Origin of the sequence: Neobacillus sp. GCM10027624 (assembly GCF_042675345.1) — a bacterium.
GTDB lineage: Bacteria > Bacillota > Bacilli > Bacillales > Cytobacillaceae > Neobacillus > Neobacillus cucumis_D.
Window position 1 is genome coordinate 166,853 of sequence record NZ_JBHTHD010000008.1, and the last position, 26,243, is coordinate 193,095.

Consider the following 26,243-nt stretch of genomic DNA (forward strand, 5'->3'; position numbering starts at 1 on the left):
ATTCTTACAAATTAAACTTACATACAGCCTCGACAAACATTTTTAAAGCAATTTCAAAGGAATCTTCGTCAACCGTAAATTTTGGGTGATGATGTGGATAGGTAATACCCTTTGCAGCATTCCCTGCCCCGACGTAGAAGAAGGTGCCTGGAGCTTTTTGCTGGTAAGCAGAGAAATCTTCTCCTCCCATTGTCGGTCTAAATGGAACGACATTTTCATCTCCCACCACTTTACGAGCAAGCTCTTCCACAACACTTGTCACAGTTTGATCATTCACAACCGGACGATAGCCAAAATCATATTTAAATGTATAGGTCGCTTGATGCGCCATTGTAATCCCTTTGATGATTTCTTCCATTCGTTTAGGAAGGCCTTCACGGACATCTGAATTGAGCGTACGGGTTGTCCCGACAATTTCAACGGTGTCCGGGATGACATTATGAGTGGTCCCGCCGATAAATTTGGTAACGGAAAGGACAACCGGGTCGATCGGGTCAATATTTCTGGCAACAATTTGCTGCAAATTGTTGACTACCTGTGTTCCAATGGTGATGCTGTCAATCGTTTGATGCGGCATCGCGGCATGCCCGCCTTTTCCCTGGATGGTAATGTAGAAAGTATCCATGGATGCCATAACAGGTCCATAGCCAATACCGATTTTGCCGAATTCGATTGGGGACCATAGGTGCTCTCCAATGACCAAATCAACCCCATCCATGACACCCGCTTGGATCATTGCTTCAGCCCCGCCAGGCAGCGTTTCTTCGGCATGCTGGAACAGAAAACGCACTTCCCCTTTAATCTGTGCTTTTAACGAAGAAAGAATCTTTGCTGTACCGAGCAGGATCGCGGTATGTCCGTCATGACCGCAAGCATGCATGACGCCAGGTTTCTTGGAGACAAACTCAAAGGTGTTCTCCTCTTGGATTGGCAAAGCGTCCATATCAGCACGGATCGCCAAAACCTTCCCAGGCTGTTCGCCAATTAAACGGGCCATGACACTTGTTTTGGTGGGCCGGGAAACTTCCAGGCTTCCAAAAGAAATTAGAGTTTCATAGACAAAATCGGACGTTTTTTCTTCCTGGAAGGAAACTTCCGGATTTTCGTGTAAATGGCGGCGCCACTTTACTACCTCAGCCTTTACCTCATTGACTAAATTCTCGACATTATGAACTACTTCAGTAGTCATTGTAACTCCCTCCATTTTCATTCATTGTGTAACTCTATTTTTCTTGGATCACATGCTTTTTAACGGCTAAAGAAGCGACAGCCTTTAGCAATAACTGACAGCCTGCTTCAATATCTTCCACTTTTGAAAATTCATCCGGACAATGACTCTTTCCCTTCAAACTCGGGATAAAAATCATTCCAACGTCGGTCACGTCGGTCATAAGAGCAGCATCGTGGACGGCACCGCTATTCATTATCTTATAGTTGAAACCGGCAGCAATCGCTTCCTGCTCAATCACATTCATGATTTGAGGGGACAGCTGTTTAATTTGAGATTGGCCAACCAGCTCAATATGGCTTGTAAGTGAATGTTCTTTTGCCACTTCGCTAACCTTTTCAACAAGATAGTCCGTTACAAAATCGATTCCCTTCACCTCAACATCTCTGACATCGACAAAGAACTTAACTTTCTGCGGAATGACATTCGGTAAATTGGGCTCACAGCTAATTTTCCCAACCGTTGCAACAGTCGTTGGTAAAGCATCGTTCTTCACAATACCTTGAAGATGGGCGATGATGCTGGCAGCTCCAACCATCGGATCTGACCTTAAATCCATAGGGGTTGTCCCCGCATGATTCGAATCCCCTTCAAGCGTCACTTTAAAGGTTTTCATCCCTGCAATCGCCTGGACAATCCCAATCGTTTTATTTTCAGTTTCCAAAACGGCTCCTTGTTCAATATGGAGTTCAATCATTGCCTCAATTTCGTCTTTTCTAACCGTCTCCTGCTCGATATGGTCAACGCCTAAGCCAAAATTTTTGACAATATCGTAACAGGATTTCCCCTCACTGTTTTTAATAGACTTTAAATCTGCTAATGAATATTTACCTGTCATCACCTTGCTTCCCATCATGGTCACGCCGAAATTTGAACCCTCTTCTTCGGAAAAAATGATCAATTCAACGGGACGGGTAAGCTCGGCATTTTCTTCCTTCAATACTCTAATCGTCTCTAAAGCTGCCAAAACGCCAAGTAAACCATCATACTTTCCACCGTTTGCAACAGTGTCAATATGGGAGCCGATTAAGATAGGCGGCAGATTGATGTTTTTACCATAAGTCGCCCGAATATTGCCAAACCCGTCAACCTTAATGGAAAGATCTAACTCGTTCATCAGCGTTAACAAATACTCCCTTGCTTGCCGATCTTCACTGCTAAAAGAAAAACGGGTACAGCCCTTTCCTGGGGTGTTCGTGAATGTGACAATATAGTCCAAATCCTTAAATAATCTTTCTATATTGATTTTCATCTTCATTACCTTCTTCCAATAAGATAAAACCTAACCCTATCTCACAGGTTCATTTTCTAGCTGTTCTGAGTAAACGATTTCACCGTCGATCATGGTATAAACCACTTGAATAGATGGGATTTCATCTGTTTTTGCCTTAAGGATGGAACGATCCAGGATAATGATGTCCGCCAGTTTTCCTGGTTCAATGGAGCCAGTCTCATTTTCACTAAAGGATGCGTGAGCCCCATTCCAAGTAATCATACGGATGGCTTCCAAAAGTCCGATTCGTTCCTGTTCACCGAGAACACTTCCTGATGGAGCGATTCTTGTGATGGCACTATGAATCCCCCTAAGCGGATTGAAATCTGTCACCGGACAGTCAGATGCGATGGCAGCGGGCACCCCAGCTTCTAGGTAGCTATGTAATGGATACATTTGGCTGGAACGTTTCCCGTAGTTTTTACTATAAATATCACCATATTCAAAGAAGAATGCCGGATTCGGAGTTGGAATGACCCCTTGCTTTTTCATCCTTTCAATCAGGTCTGGCTGCGCAATTCCGGCATGCTCAATCCGGTGACGCGCATCCTCTCTTGGGTACAAGCTGTTTGCTTTTTCAATGCACGTCAAGAGCATGTCAATCGCTGCATCGCCCTGGGCGTGTGAGGTAATTTGCCAGCCTTTTTGATGAGCCGGAATAAAAATTTCCTCGATTTCTTCCTGTTGATAATAATGAATGCCATAATTGTTCGGGTCACTGTCATAAGGCTCTCTCGTCCAAATGGTTGGACCGCTGCTGCTTCCATCAAGGAATAATTTCACCGGACCATATTTAAAGCGGTCATTTCCATCCTTCGTCTTGAGATCCGTTGCGAGAAAATGCTTAATCACCTTTTCAGGCTCATTTAGTGCCCCGACCATGGCATAAACTCTCTGTTTAATGACACCGCTTTCAGAATCCTGTTTAAGAGCTTCAATATTTGATACACCGTACCCTGTTGCATCATGGGTAGAGGTAATTCCCTTTTTAGCAAAATCCCCGGATGCAATCGAATGAGCTTTCTGCAGCTCGTCGCGAGTAAACCCGGCAATTTGGAACACTTGCATATGGGCATTTTCAAGCAGCACTCCATTCGGCTCTCCATCAGCCCCCCGGACAATCTTCCCGCCCTCAGGATCCGGTGTATTTTTATCAATGGAAGCTATTTGCAGGCCAAGGCTATTGACCGTTGAGATATGGTTGCATGCCCGTACAACCATAATCGGGTGTTCGGTTGAAACAGTATCTAATTCCTCTTTTGTAGGAAAACGGCCATCGGCGATGGTTTGGTCATTATAGCCCCAGGCACGAACCCATTCACCCTTTGGCGTTTCTTTTGCCTTTTCTTTCAATTTCTCCAGTAAATCAGAGATGGATTGTACAGATTCATCCTTACATGAAACAGATAATTGGTTTGTGCCATACAGGCTGATATGAAGATGGGATTCAATAAAACCTGGAAGAAGGGTCCTTCCGTTCAGATCAATGACCTTGCTATCATCATCTTTCAATCTCAAAATCTCTTCTGTGCTGCCAACGGCAATAATTTCTCTCCCCTTGACCGCAACCGCGCGATGAATCTCATCCTTTTGATTGACCGTAATGACCTCTCCGTTAATGAATAGGTAGTTGCTTACCAACTGCCTCTCCCCCTTCCTAAATGGAAATGATTTTGCGGTATTCGTCCTTTTTTCAGGGATATATTTTCTAAAAATTATGAAATTTGATACTTTTTAATAATACAACATAATTCTTCGCTTTCTTTTGTAACTTTTTTAGAAATTATTTATAATTTTTGTAACCTTATAAATATTCATAAAAATAGTTTGTTTTGTTGCAAACTTTTACAAAAAAATAAAAAAAGCACTTAATTAAAAATTTAAGTGCTTCTCAAACATTAAAACGATCTCCAATTTTAATCTTTCGGGTGGATCCTCCAAATCAATCTTCGTAAGCTGCTGAATTTTCGCGATTCGATATCTTACCGTATTATTGTGTATATATAATTTTTTCGCAGCTAAATTAAAATTACATTTACTTTCGAGAAATGCCTTTAACGTACCAATTAATTCTTCCCCGTCATCCTGTTGTAAAACAGGCAAAAGATTCTCTATTACGTTACTGAAGTCTTCTTTAAAAGACCGAAGATGAATAAATCCAAAAGGTCCTAAGTCTTTATAAGAAAGCACGTTTCTTTCCGGGTAAATAAACTGGCCTATTTCAACGGTTTTCACGCTTTCCATATAACTCTTTTTTATATGATAAAAAGGAGCTGTTGTATAGCCTATTCCGCCTTTTATTTTTGCTTTGGGAATCTCCTCTTCAAGCGCAGCAATAAGTCTTGTGCATTTCTTTTTTAATTCTTCCATATTGCTTTGGCTAAACTCTTCCTCAACCGGGTGGAAAATAATAATACTCCCCTCAAGCAAACCCAGAGGTGACTCCCTTTTTGGAAAAAACCTTCTGATAGAAGAATTGATTACTCCACGATAATCGTCCAAGTTAATACCATCATTTAATTGCTTAAAACGGATGCACACATAATTCTTACGAACATCCCAACCCAAATGTTTTGCTTTTTTAAATAGTTTTTCCTGATCACTTTCTTCCAGCAGGATTTCTTGAATAAAATCATCTTGGAAATTTGCTTCCTTTGAATTCATATAATACATTTGCGTAAAAATATACAAAAGAAGTTCAAAGGTTATCCTTAATGCTGAAAAATCAAAATAGCCTAATTCTTTGCCCATTTCCCACACGACCAAATTCCCGACTAGAATATCGTGAACTATGATGGGAATGATGATCCAGCTTTTATTCCGGCCATCTTCTAAATCTTTCATTCTATAAATATTGATTTTGTCGTAAATCTTTTCTCTTTGATAGTCAAAATTGGGCTCCGCAAGGCCTCTTAGTGTTTTTTCAAGCTCTATTGTTTTCCCCTCACTCGGGTAATGAAAATTCCTATCTTCCAAATAATCTACAATCGAAATGGGCAAAGCAATTTCCTTTGAGAGATTCTCAATGCACTCATTGATCTTTATTTCAGGATAAAGACTTTCTAAGGTAGAGCCTGGGTGTCTTTTCCCGTTATTCATTCTGATCATAAAACCATGCATGGCAATTGCATTTACAGCATCCATGATTTCTACCCATGCAGGTTCATCAGGAATGTCAATAAGAGGGAAATTCAAGTTATTGCACAATGTCAAGATTTCTTTAGGAATTTGCTTTAGATATCGGTTTACTTTTAAGCCTAATGCAGCAGAATTATGATCGTTCAAATGATATATGACATCCTTAAAGAGTTCGATATTATCCTTGAATAAATACCCGGTGGATAGCGCAAATTCCTTGCCACTAAACCATCTATATCCGTCTGGGGCGTCAAACACGGAGACAGACTGGATTTCCCTGTCAAGGCCACCAGCCCCGGCTAAAATCTTGTATCCAACAAAAAACTTATCATCCAGCAAATCTCTAACTTTTACACTCACCAGGAATCTCCTTTCTATGATGTCAACATAAAACATTTTCTTAATCTTTTGCAAAACAAAAACGATGCGGTATTGGTTTAACGTCCTGATATTTACTCTCTTCTATATTCATATTTTTTATAATATTTTTTCTATTTAGTTTATTTTATCATATAATGATATTTACTTAATATTGACTTTTAAAATAATATCGGGGATTTAAAAATAACACCCTATAGTGGGTTTCAGGACCAGAATAAACTTTTGCACTATTGAAATAACCGTTGCCTTTTTCTTCCTTGTTTTTGTCTTCGGTGACATTGACTTCGCCTTTTTTAACAACTCAACGGGTACACTTTATATCCGGTTGACCATTTTTTACATGTTTTAGTTGATTAAGGATCTTTTTTACATTCAAAACCTAAGACAGACTTCAGATCCCTACTACATATGAAAGAAATGACTGGTTAAACTAAAGAAGACGAATAAACAGAAAGGAGGAAAAGGGTGTGATCCGGAAAATTATGGCCTTTTTCCTATTTACCGGCCTTCTTTTTTTCGCAGGCGTTCTTCAGACAGACGGCCACCCACCGCCAGACCCCGCCAAGATGGGGATGGAAAAAGGATACTATGAAGGAATCCGTTCGGGCCTTGAAGACCGGCATAATTTCAGAATCTCCCGTGCTTGGCAGCAGCTACCGCCCTCTAAGTTGAGCTTGAACAACAAGAAGGAGATCGCTCGGTCCCTCATGAAAATAGGACTTCTCCAACAGGTGTACCTCTCTTTTTCCTCTGCGGAAAAATTCGACGCCTACCTTCATGAAAATCCGGAAATCAATGTGGTACAGGCGGCCCAGCGGATCCTTGGGCAGAGGTTTGTGAGAGCGTACGAAAGTAGCTTCCAAAAAGGTTATGAGAATTCTCTAACTGCCCCACCCGAAAAGGCAGCACACTACGCGGCCTTATTGAAGGAGAAAAAAAGATAAGGCCGAAACCAAAAGGGCAACCAGTCCCTAAAATGCACCCTATAGAAAGGTCTTTTTTCAAAGCCTCTATTTTATAGGGTACATTTTACGAGTTGAGTGGGGTCTGACCCCACATTCATAACTGGCAAGAATGGTCGCTTGTATGTCTTCTTGCTAATACTTGTGAAAAATGTTAATGTATATAAGAATTATTTTTGTTCGGTGTAAAGGATCGTATCAGTAAAACTTTTCGTCTTGATGATCACTGAGAGCAAGGATAGTAACACAATGTGTGTTTTTACACACTAGGAGGCAACAAAAATGGAAAATGGTAAAGTAAAATGGTTTAACAGCGAAAAAGGCTTCGGGTTCATCGAGCGTGAAGGTGGAGAAGACGTATTCGTTCATTTCTCAGCTATTCAAGGCGAAGGTTTCAAAACTTTAGAAGAAGGTCAAGCTGTGACTTTCGATGTTGAGCAAGGTCAACGTGGTGCTCAAGCAGCTAACGTGCGTAAAGCTTAATAATAAACCTAAACCTAAGCAGGCTCATTATAGAGTCTGTTTTTTTATTTATCTTAAAAACAAGAAACCCCACTCATAAATGAGTGGGGTACATGTAAACAGTAAATCAAATGGTAAACAAAGTGTATCACATAATCACGAATTATCCTAATTAACTTTGAATAAAATTGAAATCAAATATATGGTCGGCATTGGAAAGAAGTCAAGATAATGACCCCAAAAGAGATAAAGTAAACAGGAAAAGAGGAGCAAGCTATTTTAGCTCCTCCCCTTACGTTACAGTCCAAGCGTTTTAAAGGTATAAACCTACTGCTCTACTAATTTTGCACGCCCTTCAATTTGGGGGGCAATCTTTTTTCCTTCAGCTGTTAATTGTTTAATATAATCAATAAAAGTTTCCGTATCTTCCTTATAAGGTGTTAGTAATTTCCCTTGTTTAAATGCAGAAAATCCATCTCCGCCTGTTGCTAAAAATTCATTTAAGGTTACTGTGTAGATCCCGTCCATATCCATTTTTGTTCCATCAGATAAATACATATCTTTTACACAATAGGTTTGATTGCATCCAGGGACCTTGTTGCCGTAAACGTAAGTGTATTTTATACCCGATGATTGCATGAACACCATTTTATCAGGGTTTAGCCATTGTTCGTTTAAGGCTTCCTTAATTTGACTTCCTGTTAATTGGTACACCCCTAATTGGTTTTGGAACGGTTGAACAGAATAAGCATCACCCCAGGAAATCTCATACTCACCCTTACTATTCAAATGTGGTATTAAGCCTGTTCGTATCCCCCCAGAGTTCGTAAATGCAATTTGTGAACCTGCCATTTTTCGCTGACCATCCGTAATAAGATTTCCTAAAGGATCTTCCCCTTCCCTAGGATTCTTTTTACCGATTGTCTGACCGTCCATAGTATAACCTATTGGGCTTTTTGTTACTTTATCAGTTATGGTCTTGGCTTGTTCAACAATACTCTCTATTTTCCTGTCCGGTTTGACGTCCATTGTGTTTGGAACCACATTTGCTTTAAGCGATCCTTTAACAAAGTCTTGCGTTTTCAGATCAAGCTTGCCTCTCACGTCACCATAAGCTTGTCCATATTTAAGGTCTTCCACAATCAGTTTTCCATCGACAAAGCCATTAACGTTTGTGTTATTGTGTCCGGCAAAAATGACATCCACATCATGATTAACCTTTTTGGCTAAATCCGCAGCGGCTCCGACAATTTTCCCATCTTGATTGTCTGCCGGGATATGGCCTACCACCACAATGGCATGGATCCCTTTTTTTTGAAGTACTTTCGTATATTTATTAACTGTTTCTGCTTCATCAAGAAATTTTAATCCTTCAATATTTTTGGCTAAAGTCGTTGTTACGGTTTCTACCGTGTCCACTCCAATAAATCCAACCTTTACACTTCCGAAATATTTAATCGAATAGGGTTGAAATATTGGTTTGCCAGTTTCTTTGTCTATCACATTGGCTGCCAAATAATCAAAGTCTTTATCAATCCCTTTGTAATGATAGTGAAACCCTTCTGTGTAGACCGCGACATTTGGATGAACAGAAGTCGCATATAATAGACGTTTTATTTCAGGTATGCCTTCATCAAATTCATGATTTCCAAGGACTCCTACTTTAAAATTCATCTCATTAAAGGCTTTTACTGTCGGCTCATCCTGAAGTAATGCGGAGATCGGGGGGCTTGCACCAACAAGGTCTCCTGCATGTAGACGGATCGTATATGACTTAAGCCCCTCTTTCTTGGCTTGCTTTCTCATATCCTGTTCAGCCATATTCAAATGAGTAGCCAAATAGGCAGCTCCACCAACTTTCACTGTCTTACCGTTTTGTTCAAAATCGCTATCGGTATTTAAATTGCCGTGAAAATCATTAACTGCAAGCATTTGAAAATCAATGCTTTTATTTTTCATTTTTGCTTGTGCTAATAATGGGGTTACAGCAAGGTAAACCGATAGAAAAGATACAATTAAAATGGATAATAATACCTTCTTCACACTACTTAGCCTCCTTTGGCTGTTTTATAGATTGATAGAAAAATACTTAGAATTGGACTGAGCATAAAGCAACCGGTTACATTTATCACCTCCGAAATTAAAAGTGCTGCATTGCAAGAGTTGAACCGGTTTCTGATAATTTTCCAGTGATTTTCTCGATGATTAGAAACAACCATGAGTTACTACCAAAATAGTAACCTATAAATAAATTACATTAAACAATTCTTTTTTGTCAACAAAAAAGGTTGAATTTTTAGAATTATTCAAAACCCATTTGGAAACCAGATCATTTGTAAAGCACCCTTATTTGAAGAAAGAGAGACTGATTCAGCCACTTTTTAAAAATACTGCGATGCTGCTTTATTTCTTCACTGACTAAATTCTCTGTTAGCTGTTCTGACACAATCAACTATAACTGTTTCTTCAGTTCTTCCATCTGTAAATCTACACCTAAATATACTCTTACAGTTAATTCAAATTCCCCAGATTCAGTGACTTCCACCCTGTCCTTGCCTACTTTACGAGAATCTCCAATAATTCTAGGATTTCCCGAAAAAGGGATTAAACCCCATTCATAGTGTCCAGGTCAAATCCATAACAAAATGAACTACATCTTAAATCAGCATCTTTTTCATAGATTAATCCCCCATATTTAGCATAGAAAAAATAAAAAACTTGCCCGGAGGCAAGTTCTGGTTTCGCTCTTCTTCATCTGATCATGCAGCTCCTAATCCGTATAAACCGACAAATTCTGATACATATTTTTTCAATCAAACGTTTGATTAAAACTGAACTAAAGCCTTTTAGAAAACAATCATTGTCCAGTTTCCCCGGAAATTTTTTGTCGAAAATTCAATTCAGTTTCCCGATTTATCTCCCAAACTCTCAAAAAATGTCCTTTGGCCTTCAAAACATTCAAGTTCCTACAAATTAGGCTTCTTCACAATCCTTGAACCGACCATAACCCCTAACTAAAAGGAAGCAAAATCAATTAGGCACTTTTTCTTTTACAGAGTAATACGATAAATAATGTAATCTGCCATAAGGAGGGTGCGATCATGAACAGAAACCTTAATCTTAGTTATGTTGTTCAACCAGGTGATAACTTATATTCAATAGCCATGAAGTTCAATACATCTGTGGAAAGTATTACCCATACAAATTATCTTTCGACCCCAATCATATATATTGGGCAAACACTTTTGATTCCCGATCTAACAGCAAAAAAGGGCATGGAAGTCAGGCAGTTGCAATACAAGCCTGTTACTGCCTACACAGCAGATAGACCCATTCTTGTGAATGGTGTAGATATTAATACTGGTCTCTATCCTGTACTTAATTTTAAACCCGAAGGTGCAACCTACCCGTTTATTTACGTTCCAATTGCCGAGTTCAGCAGGGTGGGGGCTAAGGTAGTGTGGGATGAAACGAATCAGTTAATTAATGTCACTTCTGATTATAACGAATTGCAAAATAGAGTGAATGTCCTCACCCAGGAGAATCAATATTTATTAGCTCTCACAGAAGAATTAACTACGGGAGGGCTAGGGAATACAACAGGAAATATATTGAATAACGGTATAGTGGCTAAAGAAAATGATTGGCTATTTTATAATAAACGACAAGGCACAGCATTGTACGGAACATTGTCTAAAATCAAAACAGATTTAACATTGGATACACCGTTATCAGCAAATGATGATCCAACCTATATGAATGTTTTAAATGGATGGGTCTATTATCGAAATGGAAGGGATAATGGAAAGATATACAAAATAAAAACAGATGGGACGGAAAGGACAAAATTAACGGATGATAGTTCAACGAATGTAACGGTTGCAGGCAATTGGATTTACTATGCAAATCAATCCGACGGTGCCAAATTATACAAATTAAACATAGATGGAACAGGAAGAATAAAATTAAATGATGATCAAACTTCCGCCATTAACCTAATCGGTAATTGGATTTACTACCAAAATGTATCGGACAGCCAAAAACCATACAGAGTAAAAATTGACGGAACAGAAAGAGCAAAATTAAATGAAACAAGTGCCTACTATTTTCAAATAGATGGGTATTGGATGTATTTTAGAAATCCAGCGGATGAAAATAGAATTTATAAGATGACATTGGATGGGTCAAATCTTATAAAATTGAGTGATGTCCCTTCTTCAACCTTCAACGTGTCGAACGGTTGGATATACTATGCCACAGTGGATGTCCCTGGCGGAGATCTTTACAAGATGAAACTAGATGGAACAGGTAATACTTTCTTAAATGAGCATTTTGTAACGAATATAAACATTTTCGATGATTGGATTTATTACACAAGAACGGAGAAAATGGTATATAGAATAAAAACAGATGGGACACAAAAGCAAACTCTTTATTAATGATTTCACCTCCCAAAAACCTAAGCCACCCCTGAATGGACGGTATCCCCTGTTTCTTTTTCTTGAGCCGCTTTGATTGGTGCCTTAGAATTAGGCAGAGCGGGAGTCTGACCCCAAAATTACAAGTTACAAAGTAAAAAAGCTCTCCTCTCTCAAATAATCAATAAGAATCCCCCGCTTCAATGAGGCAGGGGATTCTTTTACATTACCACTTTAAACTTTAGCCGAGCGGGGTTCTGACTCCAAGCTTTCCAGAGAGGTTTTAGATGTTGAAAAGCTCTGACACTATAATATTGTTAGAGATTTTTTATATAATTAGTATTAATTATATTTTCTTAGCTAAAAATCGAGAGGAGAATTCTGTGGCTGAAACAAGAGCAATAAAAAAATCTTCCTCAAAAAAAAGAAACAGAAAACAGCTTTTCTAGAAAATGTAAGCTTTTTTCAATTACTTAAGGTTATCTTTCTTATTTTCCTATCTCTACTAATTGTCTATCTTTATTATTTGCATACCAAAGGTACTTTTATGTACAATATGGCCTTACTATGGAAATCGCATAAGAAAGTTATTATGACTATTTTCGGGTTTGTATCCTATAGTTTGGGTGTTTTTTACTTGGGTTTTAGGAAAGGAAGAAAAAGATAAAGAAAAGGTTCCACAGGGACGGTTCTCTTGGTCTTTTGGTCCCTGGTCATTATAAGACATTAAAGAATGGAGATCTCACACTATGAAAATATGGATGAAGATACTTGTAACATTAGACATTCTTATTATTTTGGGTGTTATAGCAGGTGAAATTTTTTATTAAAAGTAATTTTTTTGTCTTTATCAAAGGCTGATTTCGTAAACTTGGCTGCTATTTACTAAAAAGTAGAGTGGTTGATTTCCACTCTAGGTTGCTCGCTTTCCGCGGGGCGGGCGCTGAGCGCCTGTGGGGTCTTACCTGTCCCGCTGCTCCCGCAGGACATTGAATTACATCCTTGAATCCGCCCACGCCCGAAGAAAATGTGGTAGCATCTTCGAGGAGTCTTGCACCTTCCACCTCCATCAACTTCTCGTGCTACCTATATAAAAACACAATCTTTTAGAAAACAGCCTTATTAGAATAAAAAACCCCCATGTTGGGTTTTTGGTCCAACAAAAGGGGTTCACCTCTTTTTGGTCTAACCCCGGGAATCGAGAATTAAAAAAATTACTGGATGGCATCTGTCGCTACTCCTTAAAACGGCCATTTCCTTCATAGGAAATGGCCGTTAACTTTATCCTTTATACCAACCCGAGGGTTGAACATTTAATGCAATATTAATTTGCTTTGTATGCAAGTACTCTTCAAAACCATACGTTCCTAAATCTCCGCCAATACCGCTTTGTTTATACCCACTCCAAGGTGCCTCATTGAATGTAGGATGATACGTATTAATCCATGTTATTCCGGCTTGCAGATCACGAATAACACGCTGTGCCTTAGCTCCATCATTTGTAAAAACGGCGGCAGCAAGCCCAAAATCAGTCCCGTTTGCAAGTTCGATTGCCTCTTCCTCTGTCTCAAACACTTGAATGGCAAGGACAGGGCCAAAGATTTCCTCTTGAACAATCCTCATATCGGGCGTTGTCGCTGAAAAAATAGTCGGCTCCATAAAATTACCTTGGGCAAGTGCGCCATCTGTAATCCGCTTCCCTCCACACAAGAGTTCCGCACCTTCATCCAATCCAATCTTTACATAACTAAGCACGCTTTCCAAATGCTCTTTAGAAATAAGGGGACCCATTTCTGTCTCCTCTTCCCAGCCCGGACCGATTTTAATCTTTTTTGCACGGGCTACAAGCTCGGTAACGAACTTTTCATAAATACTTTTTTCAAGAAGGAGGCGTGACCCAGCGGAACAAACTTGCCCTTGACCGGCAAAGATAGCCAACAAAGCATAATCCACAGCTGTCTCGAAGTCCGCATCAGCAAAGACAATATTCGGTGATTTCCCCCCAAGCTCCAAACCAACCTTTTTAATCGTATTTGCAGCGTCTTTCATAATTTGTATACCTGTAGATGTGCCCCCAGTAAATGAAATTTTATCAACATCAGGGTGATTGGCAAGTGTATTCCCAACAACAGAGCCCGATCCTAGAACTAAATTTACAACTCCCTTTGGAAAACCAACTTCATCAAGAATTTCAAATAATCGAATCAGGGTTAAAGGAGTTTGCGAAGCTGGCTTAATGACAACTGTGCAGCCGGCCGCCAATGCAGCTGACATTTTCTGTGAAGCCATAACAAGAGGATAATTCCAAGGAACAATCTGTGCTACCACGCCAACAGGTTCACGGACAACCATCGCCCGGATCTCATCCGGTACATCATATGTTTGGCCATGCGGCTTTGTGGCAAGTCCCGCATAATATTGAAACTGGTTAATGGCATCCTCCACATCGTTTAATGCATCCGCATATACCTTTCCATTATTCAATGTCTCAAGCATGGCAAATTCTTCTTTTCGATCTTCTAGTTTACTAGCTACCTTTAATAGAAGATTCGCTCTGGTACGGGCATAAGTTAATTTCCAGCCATTTTTATAAAAAGCCTCTTTAGCAGCCTTAATAGCAAGTTCAACTTCCTCAATAGTCCCCTCCGTTACGGTTGCAATACTATCGTTAGTTGCAGGGTTTACGATCTCCCGAACTAAATTTGATTTACTTGTAACCCATTCCCCGTTAATATACATTCTTTGAACATCCGATTTTCCTCTTAGAACAGATTCAAATCTTTCCTTTGAGATCAACAATTAAATCGCCCTCCCTATACTTTTTGACTTTCACTTTTTCTCAAGCTTCTATACAAAAAGACCAGATGGAACATCTTCAAAAACAATTTCTCCATCCATCATCGTTAGTTTTACCTTTGTACCCTTGATCTCGCTTACAGGAACATTAAATAAATTTCGATCAAGGACAATGAGATCGGCTAGTTTTCCTTGTTCTAGAGTACCTAAATCATTTTCTTTGAACACTCCATAGGCTGCATTTGCAGTATACGCTTTTAAAGCAGAGGCCAAGGAAATAGCTTCACTTTCATTCCATGGTTTTCCGTCTCCGGAAACTCTTGAGACAGCTCGATATAGTTCGAACATCGGATTCAATTCAACAATCGGGTAATCCGTCCCCAGTAAAAGCGTTGCCCCTGTTTCCATTAAAGACTTTACTGGAAACGTATAAGGTTCTCTCCCTTTACCTATACAGGAAACATAATGATTTCTTTCAATAAGGCCCATATGTTCCGGCTGCATGGAAGGAAGAACACGTAATTCTGCAAAACGCGGTATGTCATCTGGGTGGATCACTTCAATATGTTCAACAGTATGTCTAGAGTCTCTTTTTCCATTGATTCGCTGTGCCTCTTCAAAAACATCTAAAGCATAACGGACGGCTCCATCACCTACGGCATGAAATCGAATTCGAAATCCTTCTTGATCTGCCCGTAACACCAAATCTTTCATTCTATCAGGCGGTTTAGGCCCGCAAGTCTCGTGACGGTTTGAGTATGGCTCTACAAGATGGGCTGTGTGAGCAGTCACAATCCCATCTAAAAATTCCTTTAGTCCGGAGAACTGGAGCTTATCAAATTGATAGGTATCACGTAATCGTTTTGCCCGTTCAATGTCCGCTAATCCAGTTAAAAAGAAAATACGGGTGGTTAATTTTCCGCTTTTAAGAAACTCTTCATATAAATCTAATTCATTAATTTCATAACCTGTCAAAGTAAAAATATCTGTAACGGAGGTAACTCCAAGTTTAGCTGCCTTACCAAGAAATCTGGTAAATATTCTTTCTCTTTGTTCACCCTGTAAATTAAATGCCTTTTTCGCCACTAATGATAGGGCATTTTCATACAGAATTCCTGTTGGTTCACCTTGTTCATCCCGTTCAATCACTCCATCAACCGGATCAACCGAATCTCGATTAATGCCTGCTAACTCTAACGCTTTACTGTTTGCCCAGCCAATATGACCGGCAGCATGCAAAAGGAAAACGGGACGGTCAGGGATTACGTCATCTAATTCTGAACGGTGAGGTACCTGTTGATTCTCCCAATATGTATGATACCAGCTAAATCCCAAAATCCATTGATCATTTGGCCTTTTCTCGGCAAAATCCCTCATGAGGCAAGCCGCTTCCTTAGCTGATCCGGCTTCAAGTAAATTGACAGTATCCTCCATGAGGCAGCCCAGAATCACATGTGTATGTACGTCATTGAACCCCGGCATGATCAGATTGTCCTCAAAACGATAGAATTTAGTCTTCGGGCCTATAAATGGCTCCATTTCAAGTTCACTGCCAACACAGGCAATTTTATTTCCTATAATTGCAATAGATGCCTTCCTTGGACTGTCATCAACAGCCGTAAATACTGCATTGCTAGAAAGAATAACATCTGCTTTAGCCCCTACATGCATGTTTTTCACCTTCCCTATCCCTCTATGATCTATTCGTTACTTATACGATTCAATTTAATAGAAAATTAAACCTTTCCGATAAAAAATAAAACGATCGAGGGATCAGAAACTCATTTGACACCTGAGTTCATGATTCCTCAATCTTAGATATTCTTAAGCAAAAACAGCTATATCTTTTTTTGTTTCACTATACGTAATATTTACTTCAACATTCTTGTCTTTTAGATAGGATAAAAATATTTTCGGGTCAATACATTGTTCTGCAGGCTTAACTCCCTTTTCTGTTACCTCTCCATTCAAAATCATTTGGGCTGCAATGGAAGCAGGAATGGCAGTGCCATATTGGGTACCACTCACATCCCACTCAGGCTGGTAATCAGTGAGCATTTCTAATTTAACAGATGCCTTGTTTCCGTTTTTCCACCCTCTAACCTCAACCAACAATACATCTTTCCCCCACTGTGGTTTTTCTTTAGCTACTAATACATTTTGTAATAAAGACACAGTTTGACGTCTAGGAAGGACAGTATTCCCTGCAATTTCGACTGGTTCTGTTTCTAACAAGCCTAGTGCGTCCAATGTTTTGATTTTTTCAATTGTAGCCGGATCCCAGGAATCCTTATACGTGATGTTCTTAACTTCTGGAAAGCTAGTTGGCAAGGTTGCTAATTCCGAATGAATGATGGAGTAGGTTTTTTGTACCCCAATATCTTCATGGAAGACTGTCAGCTCCTCATCCGATAGAGGTGGAATTTCAGTAAGGACTCCATCTTTAACGGCCACTGCATTTTTTATGGCTTCATCGATGATGGTATCTACCGCAAAAGCGAAGGTAGCCCCTGAGGAGGTAGAGCCGAAACGAATATGGATCTCTTCGGCAGAATCCAGCATTTCTACACCATAACGACTGAAAACATTGGATGCTCCTGGATCGGACCCCATTCCCACAATCGATAATATATTCGCTTCCTTCATTTCCTTATCCAGCTTTAACTGTTCATTGGTCAGTTTATATAACCCGCCTAAATCAAGAACGCTGATTCCCACAGCAGCCGCTGCCTTCATAACTTCAATATTAAAAACATAGTTTGTAGCATTGACACAAACCTTTCCTTGAAGAAGGACTTCTTCCGTTCTTTCTTGATCTTTAATATTCAAAGGGGTAATTTCGATTTGATGATTCGTTTTTGCCTTCAACTCTTCTAATCTTTTAATATCTAAATCCGCAGCAATTACCTCTACACCGCTTTCAACTAAATCCCGCACAATTACCTGGCCGATTGTCCCTGTTGCACCTAGTACGACTACTTTATTCATATTGAATTCCTCCTAATTCTTTTTTCGTAATAAAAACATTTTTTATTTATCGATCGTATTTAAGAACTTTTGTATTCGTTCATGTCGATTTTGTTTACCAAAGAATTGGTCTGAAGGGGCCTCGTAAAGAATATTTCCTTCATCCATAAAGATAATCCGGTCTCCCACTTCACGTGCAAATCCCATTTCATGGGTTACCACCACCATGGTTAACCCTTCTAATGCCAGGTCTTTCATAACCGATAACACTTCCCCTACCAGCTCAGGGTCAAGTGCAGATGTTGGTTCGTCAAACAATAATAGTTTTGGCTTCATAGCGAGAGCTCTTGCGATTGCTACACGCTGCTGCTGCCCTCCGGACAGAGAATGTGCGTATTGATCCCATTTATCAGACAACCCCATTTTGCCGAGTAAGATCTTGGCTTCTTCAATTGCCTGTTCTTTCTTAATCCTTCGTACCTGTACGGGGCCCTCAATAATATTTTCTAGTACCTTCTTATTCTGAAAAAGATTAAAAGACTGAAAGACCATACCAATCTCTGCACGAAACTTACTAATTTCTTTTGGAGTATATTCCTTTCTTTTCTTTGCTGAATTTTTATATAAAATAGACTGGCCTTCTAATAGAATATCTCCAGACGTAGGTGCCTCAAGTACATTCATTGACCGAAGCAACGTACTTTTACCGCTCCCGCTCGGCCCTACGATTACAACAACCTCGCCTTTATGAATCGTCAAATCGATTCCCTTAAGAACCTTTTTTGAGCCAAATTCCTTTTTTACATTTTGGACTTCCAAAATATTGGGCCTAGTGGATGGCACTTCATGATTAGAGGATGCCTCAAGATTAGCTGCTTGCAGCATTTCTATAATCACCACGCTTTTCTAGATAATTGACTAATAATGCCAGCGGATAGTGTAACAGCCAATAAATAATCGCAACTAGTGTAAAAATAAGGATATTTTCAAAGGTTGCCGCAACCAGGATTTGCCCCTGGTACATGAGCTCGGACACAGTGATCACTGCAGCCAGGGAGGAATTTTTCGTTAAGGTAATCGCGGAATTCCCAATGGCCGGCAGCATATTTCTAATTGCCTGCGGTAGAATAATTCTTCGCATAGCCTTCGAATAATCCATTCCAACAGCCATTGCAGCCTCCATCTGCCCTTTTGGGATTGATAGAATTCCGGCCCGGAATGTTTCAGCGAGGTAGGCGCTTTCATTAATGGATAATGCCACAATGGCCGCCTGAAAAGCAGTCATTTGAATCCCTAATTCCGGAAATACAAAATATACATACATTAATTGGACCAGCAAAGGTGTTCCTCTTAAGATACTGATATAGACACCACAGGCTTTATTGATTAGCTTATTATTTGACAGCCTCCCCATTGCAACAAGCAATCCAAGAATAAGGCCAAGAATAAGCGAGATTACAGTTAATTCAATGGTTATATACGTCCCTTGTAACAACTGCGGAGAAAAAGTTTTTAATCCTTCGATGAATTTGTCCATTTATCATTCCCCATTTTTTTCATAATCGTAGTCGAGCTTCCATTTCTTATAGATCTCTTTTAAGGATCCATCCTCTTTCATATCTTTGATTGCAGCATTAAGTTTGTTCAATAAATCTTTATTATCCTTATTTACTCCAATTCCAATATTTCCAAACAGCTCTGGCTTATAATCATCTACGATATTTATTTTCAAACCAGGATTAATTACTTTCATATATTGAAAAATCGGCTTATCCGATAACATTGCATCTATTCTTTTATTCTCTAAATCTTTTACCATATCTGCAGATGCTTTATATGATTTAATATTCAATTTTAGATTGCTGGCTTTCTTATCTAACATATCCTTATAGGATGTTCCCATCTGTACGCCAACCGTTTTTCCTTTTAACTGCTCTAATGTTTTAGTGGTATGATCTCCTTCTTGAACAATCAAGCCTTCACCATATCCAAATACAGGTTCCGTAAAATCAATAATCTTTTTTCTTTCCTCTGTAGTATACATAGCGGCTACAACTGCATCAGCTTTTCCTGTTTGAACGGATGGAATGAGTGCTGTCCATTCCATATTTTGCAGTTCAATTTTATAATCCGTTCTCTTTCCAATTTCCTTAATAACATCAATAAGCAGGCCATCTAGTTCGTGAGTTTTCGTATTAAGATAAGTAAAAGGAACACTTTCGCTGTCTGTAGCAACACGAATGACTTTTTCATTCGTCCCCTTTTTGTCTTCTTTTCCGCTAGTGGCGGACTGCCCGCACGCTGATAGAACAAATAACATAATCAATCCTATAACTATTGCTAAGTTTCTTTTCATTTTCCTTTTTCCCCCTTATCGTGTGTTGAAAATGCTTTCATTTTATTTAAAAAGCAAATCCCCTTTAGTATTCTATTGTGCAATAATCGTGCCAAAATGTAATTGAGCGAAAAGTAAGTTATTATTGAATTTTCTGTAAAAACAAGACGTGCTTGATGACATCATGCATCAAGATTGATGCGTATCGGCATCTAATCGGCAAACATTACCTTGTATTTGCATAAAAAGGAGTTAACTTCCTATTTTATCCTGCTTTTAAATATCATTCTGTTGGAGATGATCCCGCAATCCATACTTTTGTAGCTTTCGAACGATGGTGGATTGATTGACCCCCAGACTATTCGCCATTTCCCTCGTCGTTGAAAAACGTGACATTGCCTTCATAATAAGCCCCTTTTCGGCTGTTTCCATGAACTTCGTTAAATGAGGAAGTTTTCCTTCCTCCTTTTCAACCTCATGAAGATACAATGAGTCTGTTCTTTCATCTTCAAAGAACAAAGACTTCTCTAAGACAATCATTCTTTCAATTGCATTTTCAAGCTCCCTTACATTTCCGGGCCATGAATAGTTTAATATTTGTTCCAATTGTCTGGATGAGGGCTCGACATTTTTTTGATACTTCTTATTAAATTTATCAAGGAAATGATAGACAAGTGCTTCTATATCATCCTTTCGTTCTTTCAGGGCTGGAATTCTGATGGGAACAACATTGATTCGATAGTATAGATCTTCACGAAAGGAGCCATCTTTAATCATTTGACTCAGATCTTTATTTGTTGCTGAAATGATTCGAACATCAATCTTATGCTCTTTTGTTCCTCCAACTTTTAAAATCACTTTTTCTTGCAAAACCCGTAATAGTTTCACCTGTAAAGATACTGGCATCTCGCCAATCTCGTCCAGAAATATAGTCCCTTTATCAGCAATTTGAAAAAGTCCTAATTTCCCTCCCTTTCTTGTACCAGAAAAAGCCCCCTCCTCATAACCGAACAGCTCAGACTCTAATAGATTTTCCGGTATCGCTCCACAGTTAATGGTAACAAACGGCTTATCATTTCGATGAGATAATAAATGAATTTGATTGGCAACCATTTGTTTCCCTACACCCGTTTCGCCTAAAATGAGAACAGAAGTATCTACAGAGGATACTGACTTAATAAGCTCAAACACATCTTCCATCGCTTTACTTTTGTATATGAAGGGTTTATCCTCGTATTTCTCTTGCTTAATTCGCGCCACCTCTCTTTGGTAACTATCAAATAAAGTCTTGGTCTCTTGTTGTAACTTTTTTAAATTCTCAATTTCCGAAGAATGTTTCGTAATGGACACGACACGTACAATTTCTCCCAATTCATTCTTAATAGGAATGGAATCAATTTGAAACATTTCACCCGTATTTGTATATTGTAAACCGCTCTCCCGCTTGCCTGACTTAATTACTTTTGCCGTGATGGATGGATAAAAGACTCTTTCTCTCTCTAAATCAAAAACATTTTTCCCCAAGTGCTGCTGGTCATCATAAGAGCTGACCCGTATAACATTTCCTTTATCATCTGTAACAAAAATACTTTGATAAAACTCATCAAAAACTGTCTGCATTTCTTTGATAATCCATTCATCTTCATTAACCACTTGATGCATCCTTTTCCAAAATTCCCAATCAATTACTCCCTTAACCTTCCCCTTTGACTCGATTACAACAACAACCTTATTGGCATCATAGTTTATTTGGCTCGCTTCTTCATCCGTTACGACTGAAACATCTGTCAATAAATTTTCTATCGATATTGAATTGAGTTCTGCGAAATTGATAGCCTTTAATTGGTCATATAGCGTATTTCGTTTTATACATCCAATAATTTCTTCTCCTTTTGTTAATAGAAACCAGTGATAATTACTCTTTATCGCTTCTAAATAAATGATTTCAACAGTGGCAGGCCATGTGATACAAACTACATCCTTTATGAGATATTCATCTACCTTCATGATCGGTCCCCTCCTTATTCAATAAAAAATTTATTCATATCACGAATGTTAATCTTTAGATATCAATGGTCACCTTATGTTGGAGTAATGGGAAATGAAGAGGTTGTTGGTTACAAGTATTCGACAAGGACCGGCAATTTCCTGCCTTTTGGAAATAGCCCTTTGTGCTTGCTGCGGCGCGGGGCGGTTTTCCAATGGGAACCTTTAATTGGCCGATAGAACTAGCCGAGCAGGGGGTTCTGACCCCAAATTTTGAATTTTTGAAAACACCCTTCATTAAAAAGCCGTAACCTGCCAATAGGTTACGGCTTTAAAAAACTTCTTATCTATCAAAATATTTAGCAATCCTACTTATCAATTCTTTTGGGTCAATCACGATTTCGGAATCTAACCATTCCTTCTTATTTAGCTAACACGACACGTGTATTTTGACCCTCCAGCCGCAAAGATGAAATCTACTCTATATGGGCTTTAAGATAAGAGATATCCTCCAAAAGTAATTTCGCACCATCTTCATCGATCTTTTTGCCTTCTTGTGCTTTCACTTCGTTCTCGAGAGCCTTCAGACCATTCAGAACGGTACCGTTGTCATCCTGTTTAGACTGAATGTGCTGAACTTTTGATGTTAAACTGTTCAAAATTCCTTCATCTGTCACCCAGCCTTTATTCGTAGCGACAGCCAGGAATTCATCCAGATAACCGATATCAAAGGATACATGGAGCGTACTTGTCTTCACTGCTTCATTTCCAGCAACATCCACTGCTTTCACTTGAAGCGTATGATCGCCCGCCTTAAGGGATAGCGGCTCGAAATGAATCGGATTCTCGACTTCTTTCCCATCCAAAGTCATTTGAACGTCAGCCACTCCGCTGATTGGATCCGTCACTGTAACTGGAATATTGGCTTCATCTGTCTGGTTTACAGTCAGAGAGTCCTTAAGATCAATCACAGGCGGGGTGGAATCCTCTTTCGTAACATCATATAGCGAGAAGGAGGTGAATAAAATCGACCCTGCATTATCTTCATATAACAGACCAATTTTCCCATCCTGTAGAACGGTTAAGGCAGAATACGCATAGCCGCCCGGTTTTACCAGCATGGAAGATTTCCATGTTACTCCGTCATCTTCACTTACACGGACCGTCCCGTTTACCCTGCCGGAGGTACTTGCCGGATTCGCCCAGATGACACGGTTTTTACCATCTCCCAGATCAGGATAATTAATAACCGTTGACTGACAATAAGGATCTAACAAGGTTTGATCAAAGGTTACATCCCCCCAGGTTTCTCCTCCATCCAAGCTTTCAGCAACTGCCACTCTTCCTGTCCCTGAAGTATTTCGCATATACAATTTTAACGTTCCGTTATCCAGTTCAATCACTTGTGATTCGGTTAATTGTGCCCCCCAAACACCTGTTGTTTCAGATTGCAGCGTTGTGCCTTGCCATACTCTGCCATCGTTTGGAGATTCACCGCGTTTCCACGTCTTTCCGTGATCGTCACTATAGACGACAGCACTTGATTGCATCCCGTTTTTATTTGTATAGTAAACTGGAAAAACTAATCTTCCCTTATGCTCGCCCTTAGTTAATTGAAGCCCTCTTCCAGGTCCTGTACCAAGGAATTTCATCCAGGACTCCTTCACCTGGCTGTTCAAGTCCATCGGTTTTGACCATGTCTTGCCATCGTCATCACTTTTAATGATTTGCAAAAAGGCGGTTCTTGCTTCAAGCAGGCTTTCTTGCGGGTCAATACCTTTTTTCAGATAGATGTTTCCGCGTTTTTCGCCGTTTAGATCGACATCACCATTGGAAGCCACCGTGTAATCTGTTTTGACCCCGGCTTGATCAAACACTTGTCCGTTTTCTCTTAGGGTGAATTCATTTCCAGCCTTGTCATAGAGAAGGCGATATCCGTTGGCATCAAATCCTTTACCTGGTGTGGCACTTCCAAACCCAATGCCGCCAGGGAAATGGTCAACCAAAAGCCAGATGGTCCCGGTCTCTTGATCTTGCAGCATGGAAGAATCAATGGTAGAAGCACCATCATATCCAGAACCTGGATAATCAATAATGACATCCAAATCACTCCATGTCTTACCATTATCTGTGCTTCTGCGGATGCCGGTATCAATATTATTCGGGCTATCCCCTATACCAATTTTTCTTACATCAGCCGCAGCAATGATCGTTCCCTTTTGGGTGGTAAGCAAAGAGGGAATCCGATATGCTGCAGTATTCGCCATGCCTGGTTCAAATAAAGGAACAGCGGCAGGTACATCCGGTACAGGATAGATGGTATCACCGCTTATCTTTTTCACGTCTTCCGCAGTTAAGGCTTGGTTGAAGATCTTCACGTTCTCAATGTCTCCATTAAAGTACCACTGCCCGCCGCCATTATCGGCATTACGGCCAATATACAAGCCATCCATGTCTGATACATTCGAGAAAAATGCTTTTGAAGAATGGGTGGCCATTAAAATTCCATCGACATATAATTTGGTTCCAGCAGCATCCACCGTAAGGACGGCAGTATGCCAGTTCCCGTCATTATAATAACCAGCCGCTTTCAGGCTAGAAGCGTAACTTCCATTTTCCCGATTTTCAAAGTATAAATCAGATCCATTTACACTTAAGGTGATATTACTCGAAGGGTCTTTCGTATCTGTACCACTAATGATGGCTTTTGCAGCAGCACCGCTTGTCGTTTTAAACTTCGCAACGATCGATCCTTCGGTCAGTCCTGAGATCTTTTGAACATCCGCTGTTTTATCTATGTAGTCACTCGTGCCGTTAAAGGTTTTATTTACTGAGTAATCAAGCAGTGCATTGGCCTCTGCCTTTGTTTTACTCACATGGATCATGGAACTAAAAGAGAGTACAAGCACAAACGCTAGCAAAAAATTGAATAGACGTTTAACTAAAAAAGTATTCATACAAAACTCCATTTCTATAAATTTTTGAAATGAAACAACCTACTTCTTTCTGTGCTGTAAAGTCTGCATTTTAGCTGATCTTGTCCTCATAAGCTGCATGAAATATTCGTTTCACGAGACAATAAAGGGATTTCTCCCTATTTCTAAAAATCATTTAATCTATTTAATGGTTGAGTAAGGTTCCTGAATAAATCGCATTCGTTCTTACCCCAGGTTTTATTTCTCCATTGATAGAAAAAATATCTTTATTCATTAACACTAAGCCTTCCCCACAAGGTGCATCAAAAGGAACCTTTCCGATCGATCTCCACGTATCCTTTTTTGCATTATAGATTAAAACATCTTTATTCCAATGAAATTCATAAGGATCTGCATTGAAATACTTTGTTCTAAAAGCTGCTAATTCTTCTCCCGTTAAGGTGCTTAAATTTTTAACGGCATTGTCATAGATTTCTTTATTAAATCCTCCAATGACCATCATTTCATCTTGATTTAATTTGACGGAATTGGCTCCTAGTAAAGAGATTTCTTTTCCATCCACTTTGACGGAAGAAACCTTTGACCAGGTATTTTTTTCGATATCATATTTATACCCGTCCGTATAAGCAACGGATCCTCCACCACTAAAGACATAGAGGTTTCCGTTTAACAGTTGAGCGACACTTTGATTCCTGGCACTTTCCCCCGGGATGGACGCTAATTCTCTCGTTTTAGAAGTTTTCAAATCATATTCATATAATTTATTACTATCTTTTCCATTTTGCTTACCAAGACCAATATACAATTTTCCATCTTTCTGAACAGCGATACCATCACTAATCGTAAACGGCAGATCGCCTACTTTTTTCACTTTCAATTTTTTATGTGAATCAAGAGTTAGCAGCGTAATATCATCTGCATATTCTTTTTCAGGACTTCCTCCAATATAATAAACTCCCTGATCTGTAGTGATCGAAGTTCCATATCCAATCTCATGATTAAGATTTGTATGTTCGACCATCGTTAATTGATGATCTTCATTTTTTAAAACATAGATATCGGAGTAATATTTCTTTGCCCCTCCATTTAAGACGGATTCATAAGGAAAATTCGCTCCGCCTCCAACGATTAAATTCTTTTTATACGATCCCGCTAACACTCCCGCTGTACCGATATTCTTATCAAATCCTTTTTGTGCCTCTAGTGCTCCTGCGTACTCCCACGTAATTCGATCTACGGATTTTGCACTACCAGATGCATCTGCTTTGATTCCAACATAACTTCCCAGAACCAGCATAGATGTCATTCCTGCTATTAAAAATTTTTTCAAGCGATTTCCTCCTCGTATTGTACTCTTCCTT

General features: G+C 39.4%; 17 protein-coding genes. 3 read left to right on the forward strand and 14 right to left on the reverse strand.

All coding sequences use genetic code 11. The annotated features are described in order from the left end of the window. Positions 1–4 precede the first annotated feature (4 nt). The 4 genes from ACFQZ9_RS12080 to ACFQZ9_RS12095 all read right to left on the reverse strand — a co-directional run bounded on the left by ACFQZ9_RS12080 (position 5) and on the right by ACFQZ9_RS12095 (position 5,999). A complete protein-coding gene (locus tag ACFQZ9_RS12080; RefSeq protein WP_498943976.1) occupies positions 5–1,189 on the reverse strand; it encodes a M20 family metallopeptidase in 1,185 nt (394 codons plus the stop codon). Between the two features lie 34 nt (positions 1,190–1,223). After that, the gene (locus ACFQZ9_RS12085) at positions 1,224–2,480 is read right to left on the reverse strand and encodes a M20 family metallo-hydrolase (protein ID WP_498943977.1); all 1,257 of its coding nucleotides are present in this window, start codon (positions 2,478–2,480) and stop codon (positions 1,224–1,226) included. 36 nt (positions 2,481–2,516) lie between these two features. Next, positions 2,517–4,142: an amidohydrolase gene (locus ACFQZ9_RS12090; protein ID WP_498943978.1), complete on the reverse strand. Its 1,626-nt coding sequence runs from the start codon at positions 4,140–4,142 to the stop codon at positions 2,517–2,519. Between the two features lie 231 nt (positions 4,143–4,373). Then, on the reverse strand, positions 4,374–5,999 hold the full coding sequence (locus ACFQZ9_RS12095) for a PucR family transcriptional regulator (RefSeq protein ID WP_498943979.1): 1,626 nt from the start codon (positions 5,997–5,999) through the stop codon (positions 4,374–4,376). Positions 6,000–6,487: 488 nt separating this feature from the next. Between ACFQZ9_RS12095 and ACFQZ9_RS12100 the strand changes: the two genes are divergently transcribed. Beyond that, positions 6,488–6,964, forward strand: coding sequence for a hypothetical protein (locus tag ACFQZ9_RS12100; protein ID WP_498943980.1), 477 nt, complete (start codon positions 6,488–6,490; stop codon positions 6,962–6,964). A gap of 300 nt (positions 6,965–7,264) precedes the next feature. Further along, complete coding sequence (locus tag ACFQZ9_RS12105; protein ID WP_026574136.1) at positions 7,265–7,465, forward strand: cold-shock protein; 201 nt, start codon at positions 7,265–7,267, stop codon at positions 7,463–7,465. 306 nt (positions 7,466–7,771) lie between these two features. Here ACFQZ9_RS12105 and ACFQZ9_RS12110 read toward each other — a convergent pair whose 3' ends face one another. Then, positions 7,772–9,487 (reverse strand): bifunctional metallophosphatase/5'-nucleotidase, encoded by a 1,716-nt coding sequence (locus ACFQZ9_RS12110; RefSeq protein WP_498943981.1) that lies wholly within the window; start codon positions 9,485–9,487, stop codon positions 7,772–7,774. Positions 9,488–10,545: 1,058 nt separating this feature from the next. Here ACFQZ9_RS12110 and ACFQZ9_RS12115 point away from each other — a divergent pair. Then, the gene (locus ACFQZ9_RS12115) at positions 10,546–11,883 is read left to right on the forward strand and encodes a DUF5050 domain-containing protein (protein WP_498943982.1); all 1,338 of its coding nucleotides are present in this window, start codon (positions 10,546–10,548) and stop codon (positions 11,881–11,883) included. 1,260 nt (positions 11,884–13,143) lie between these two features. On the opposite strand, the gene ACFQZ9_RS12120 is transcribed toward ACFQZ9_RS12115, so the two are convergent. The 9 genes from ACFQZ9_RS12120 to ACFQZ9_RS12160 form a co-directional block, all read right to left on the reverse strand. Next, on the reverse strand, positions 13,144–14,601 hold the full coding sequence (locus ACFQZ9_RS12120) for an aldehyde dehydrogenase family protein (RefSeq protein ID WP_498944263.1): 1,458 nt from the start codon (positions 14,599–14,601) through the stop codon (positions 13,144–13,146). A 108-nt stretch (positions 14,602–14,709) separates the two neighbouring features. Continuing rightward, a complete protein-coding gene (locus ACFQZ9_RS12125; RefSeq protein ID WP_498944264.1) occupies positions 14,710–16,329 on the reverse strand; it encodes an amidohydrolase in 1,620 nt (539 codons plus the stop codon). 153 nt (positions 16,330–16,482) lie between these two features. After that, on the reverse strand, positions 16,483–17,646 hold the full coding sequence (locus ACFQZ9_RS12130) for a saccharopine dehydrogenase family protein (protein WP_498943983.1): 1,164 nt from the start codon (positions 17,644–17,646) through the stop codon (positions 16,483–16,485). Positions 17,647–17,688: 42 nt separating this feature from the next. Further along, on the reverse strand, positions 17,689–18,447 hold the full coding sequence (locus ACFQZ9_RS12135; RefSeq protein ID WP_498944265.1) for an amino acid ABC transporter ATP-binding protein: 759 nt from the start codon (positions 18,445–18,447) through the stop codon (positions 17,689–17,691). Positions 18,448–18,493: 46 nt separating this feature from the next. Then, complete coding sequence (locus ACFQZ9_RS12140; RefSeq protein ID WP_498943984.1) at positions 18,494–19,162, reverse strand: amino acid ABC transporter permease; 669 nt, start codon at positions 19,160–19,162, stop codon at positions 18,494–18,496. Between the two features lie 3 nt (positions 19,163–19,165). Further along, positions 19,166–19,981 (reverse strand): substrate-binding periplasmic protein, encoded by an 816-nt coding sequence (locus ACFQZ9_RS12145; RefSeq protein ID WP_498943985.1) that lies wholly within the window; start codon positions 19,979–19,981, stop codon positions 19,166–19,168. Between the two features lie 255 nt (positions 19,982–20,236). Continuing rightward, positions 20,237–21,967: a sigma-54 interaction domain-containing protein gene (locus ACFQZ9_RS12150; RefSeq protein ID WP_498943986.1), complete on the reverse strand. Its 1,731-nt coding sequence runs from the start codon at positions 21,965–21,967 to the stop codon at positions 20,237–20,239. 455 nt (positions 21,968–22,422) lie between these two features. Then, the gene (locus tag ACFQZ9_RS12155; RefSeq protein ID WP_498943987.1) at positions 22,423–24,903 is read right to left on the reverse strand and encodes an exo-alpha-sialidase; all 2,481 of its coding nucleotides are present in this window, start codon (positions 24,901–24,903) and stop codon (positions 22,423–22,425) included. A 163-nt stretch (positions 24,904–25,066) separates the two neighbouring features. Beyond that, entirely contained in the window at positions 25,067–26,212 is a 1,146-nt protein-coding gene (locus tag ACFQZ9_RS12160; RefSeq protein WP_498943988.1) for a cyclically-permuted mutarotase family protein, read from the reverse strand. Between the last annotated feature and the right edge of the window lie 31 nt (positions 26,213–26,243).

Coding starts and splice junctions, on each gene's coding strand:
- ACFQZ9_RS12080 (WP_498943976.1), bottom strand. CDS start 1,189: ATGACTACTGAAGTAGTTCATAATGTCGAGAATTTAGTCAATGAGGTA.
- ACFQZ9_RS12085 (WP_498943977.1), bottom strand. CDS start 2,480: ATGAAAATCAATATAGAAAGATTATTTAAGGATTTGGACTATATTGTC.
- ACFQZ9_RS12105 (WP_026574136.1), top strand. CDS start 7,265: ATGGAAAATGGTAAAGTAAAATGGTTTAACAGCGAAAAAGGCTTCGGG.
- ACFQZ9_RS12115 (WP_498943982.1), top strand. CDS start 10,546: ATGAACAGAAACCTTAATCTTAGTTATGTTGTTCAACCAGGTGATAAC.
- ACFQZ9_RS12120 (WP_498944263.1), bottom strand. CDS start 14,601: ATGTATATTAACGGGGAATGGGTTACAAGTAAATCAAATTTAGTTCGG.
- ACFQZ9_RS12125 (WP_498944264.1), bottom strand. CDS start 16,329: ATGCATGTAGGGGCTAAAGCAGATGTTATTCTTTCTAGCAATGCAGTA.
- ACFQZ9_RS12130 (WP_498943983.1), bottom strand. CDS start 17,646: ATGAATAAAGTAGTCGTACTAGGTGCAACAGGGACAATCGGCCAGGTA.
- ACFQZ9_RS12140 (WP_498943984.1), bottom strand. CDS start 19,162: ATGGACAAATTCATCGAAGGATTAAAAACTTTTTCTCCGCAGTTGTTA.
- ACFQZ9_RS12145 (WP_498943985.1), bottom strand. CDS start 19,981: ATGAAAAGAAACTTAGCAATAGTTATAGGATTGATTATGTTATTTGTT.
- ACFQZ9_RS12150 (WP_498943986.1), bottom strand. CDS start 21,967: ATGAAGGTAGATGAATATCTCATAAAGGATGTAGTTTGTATCACATGG.
- ACFQZ9_RS12155 (WP_498943987.1), bottom strand. CDS start 24,903: ATGAATACTTTTTTAGTTAAACGTCTATTCAATTTTTTGCTAGCGTTT.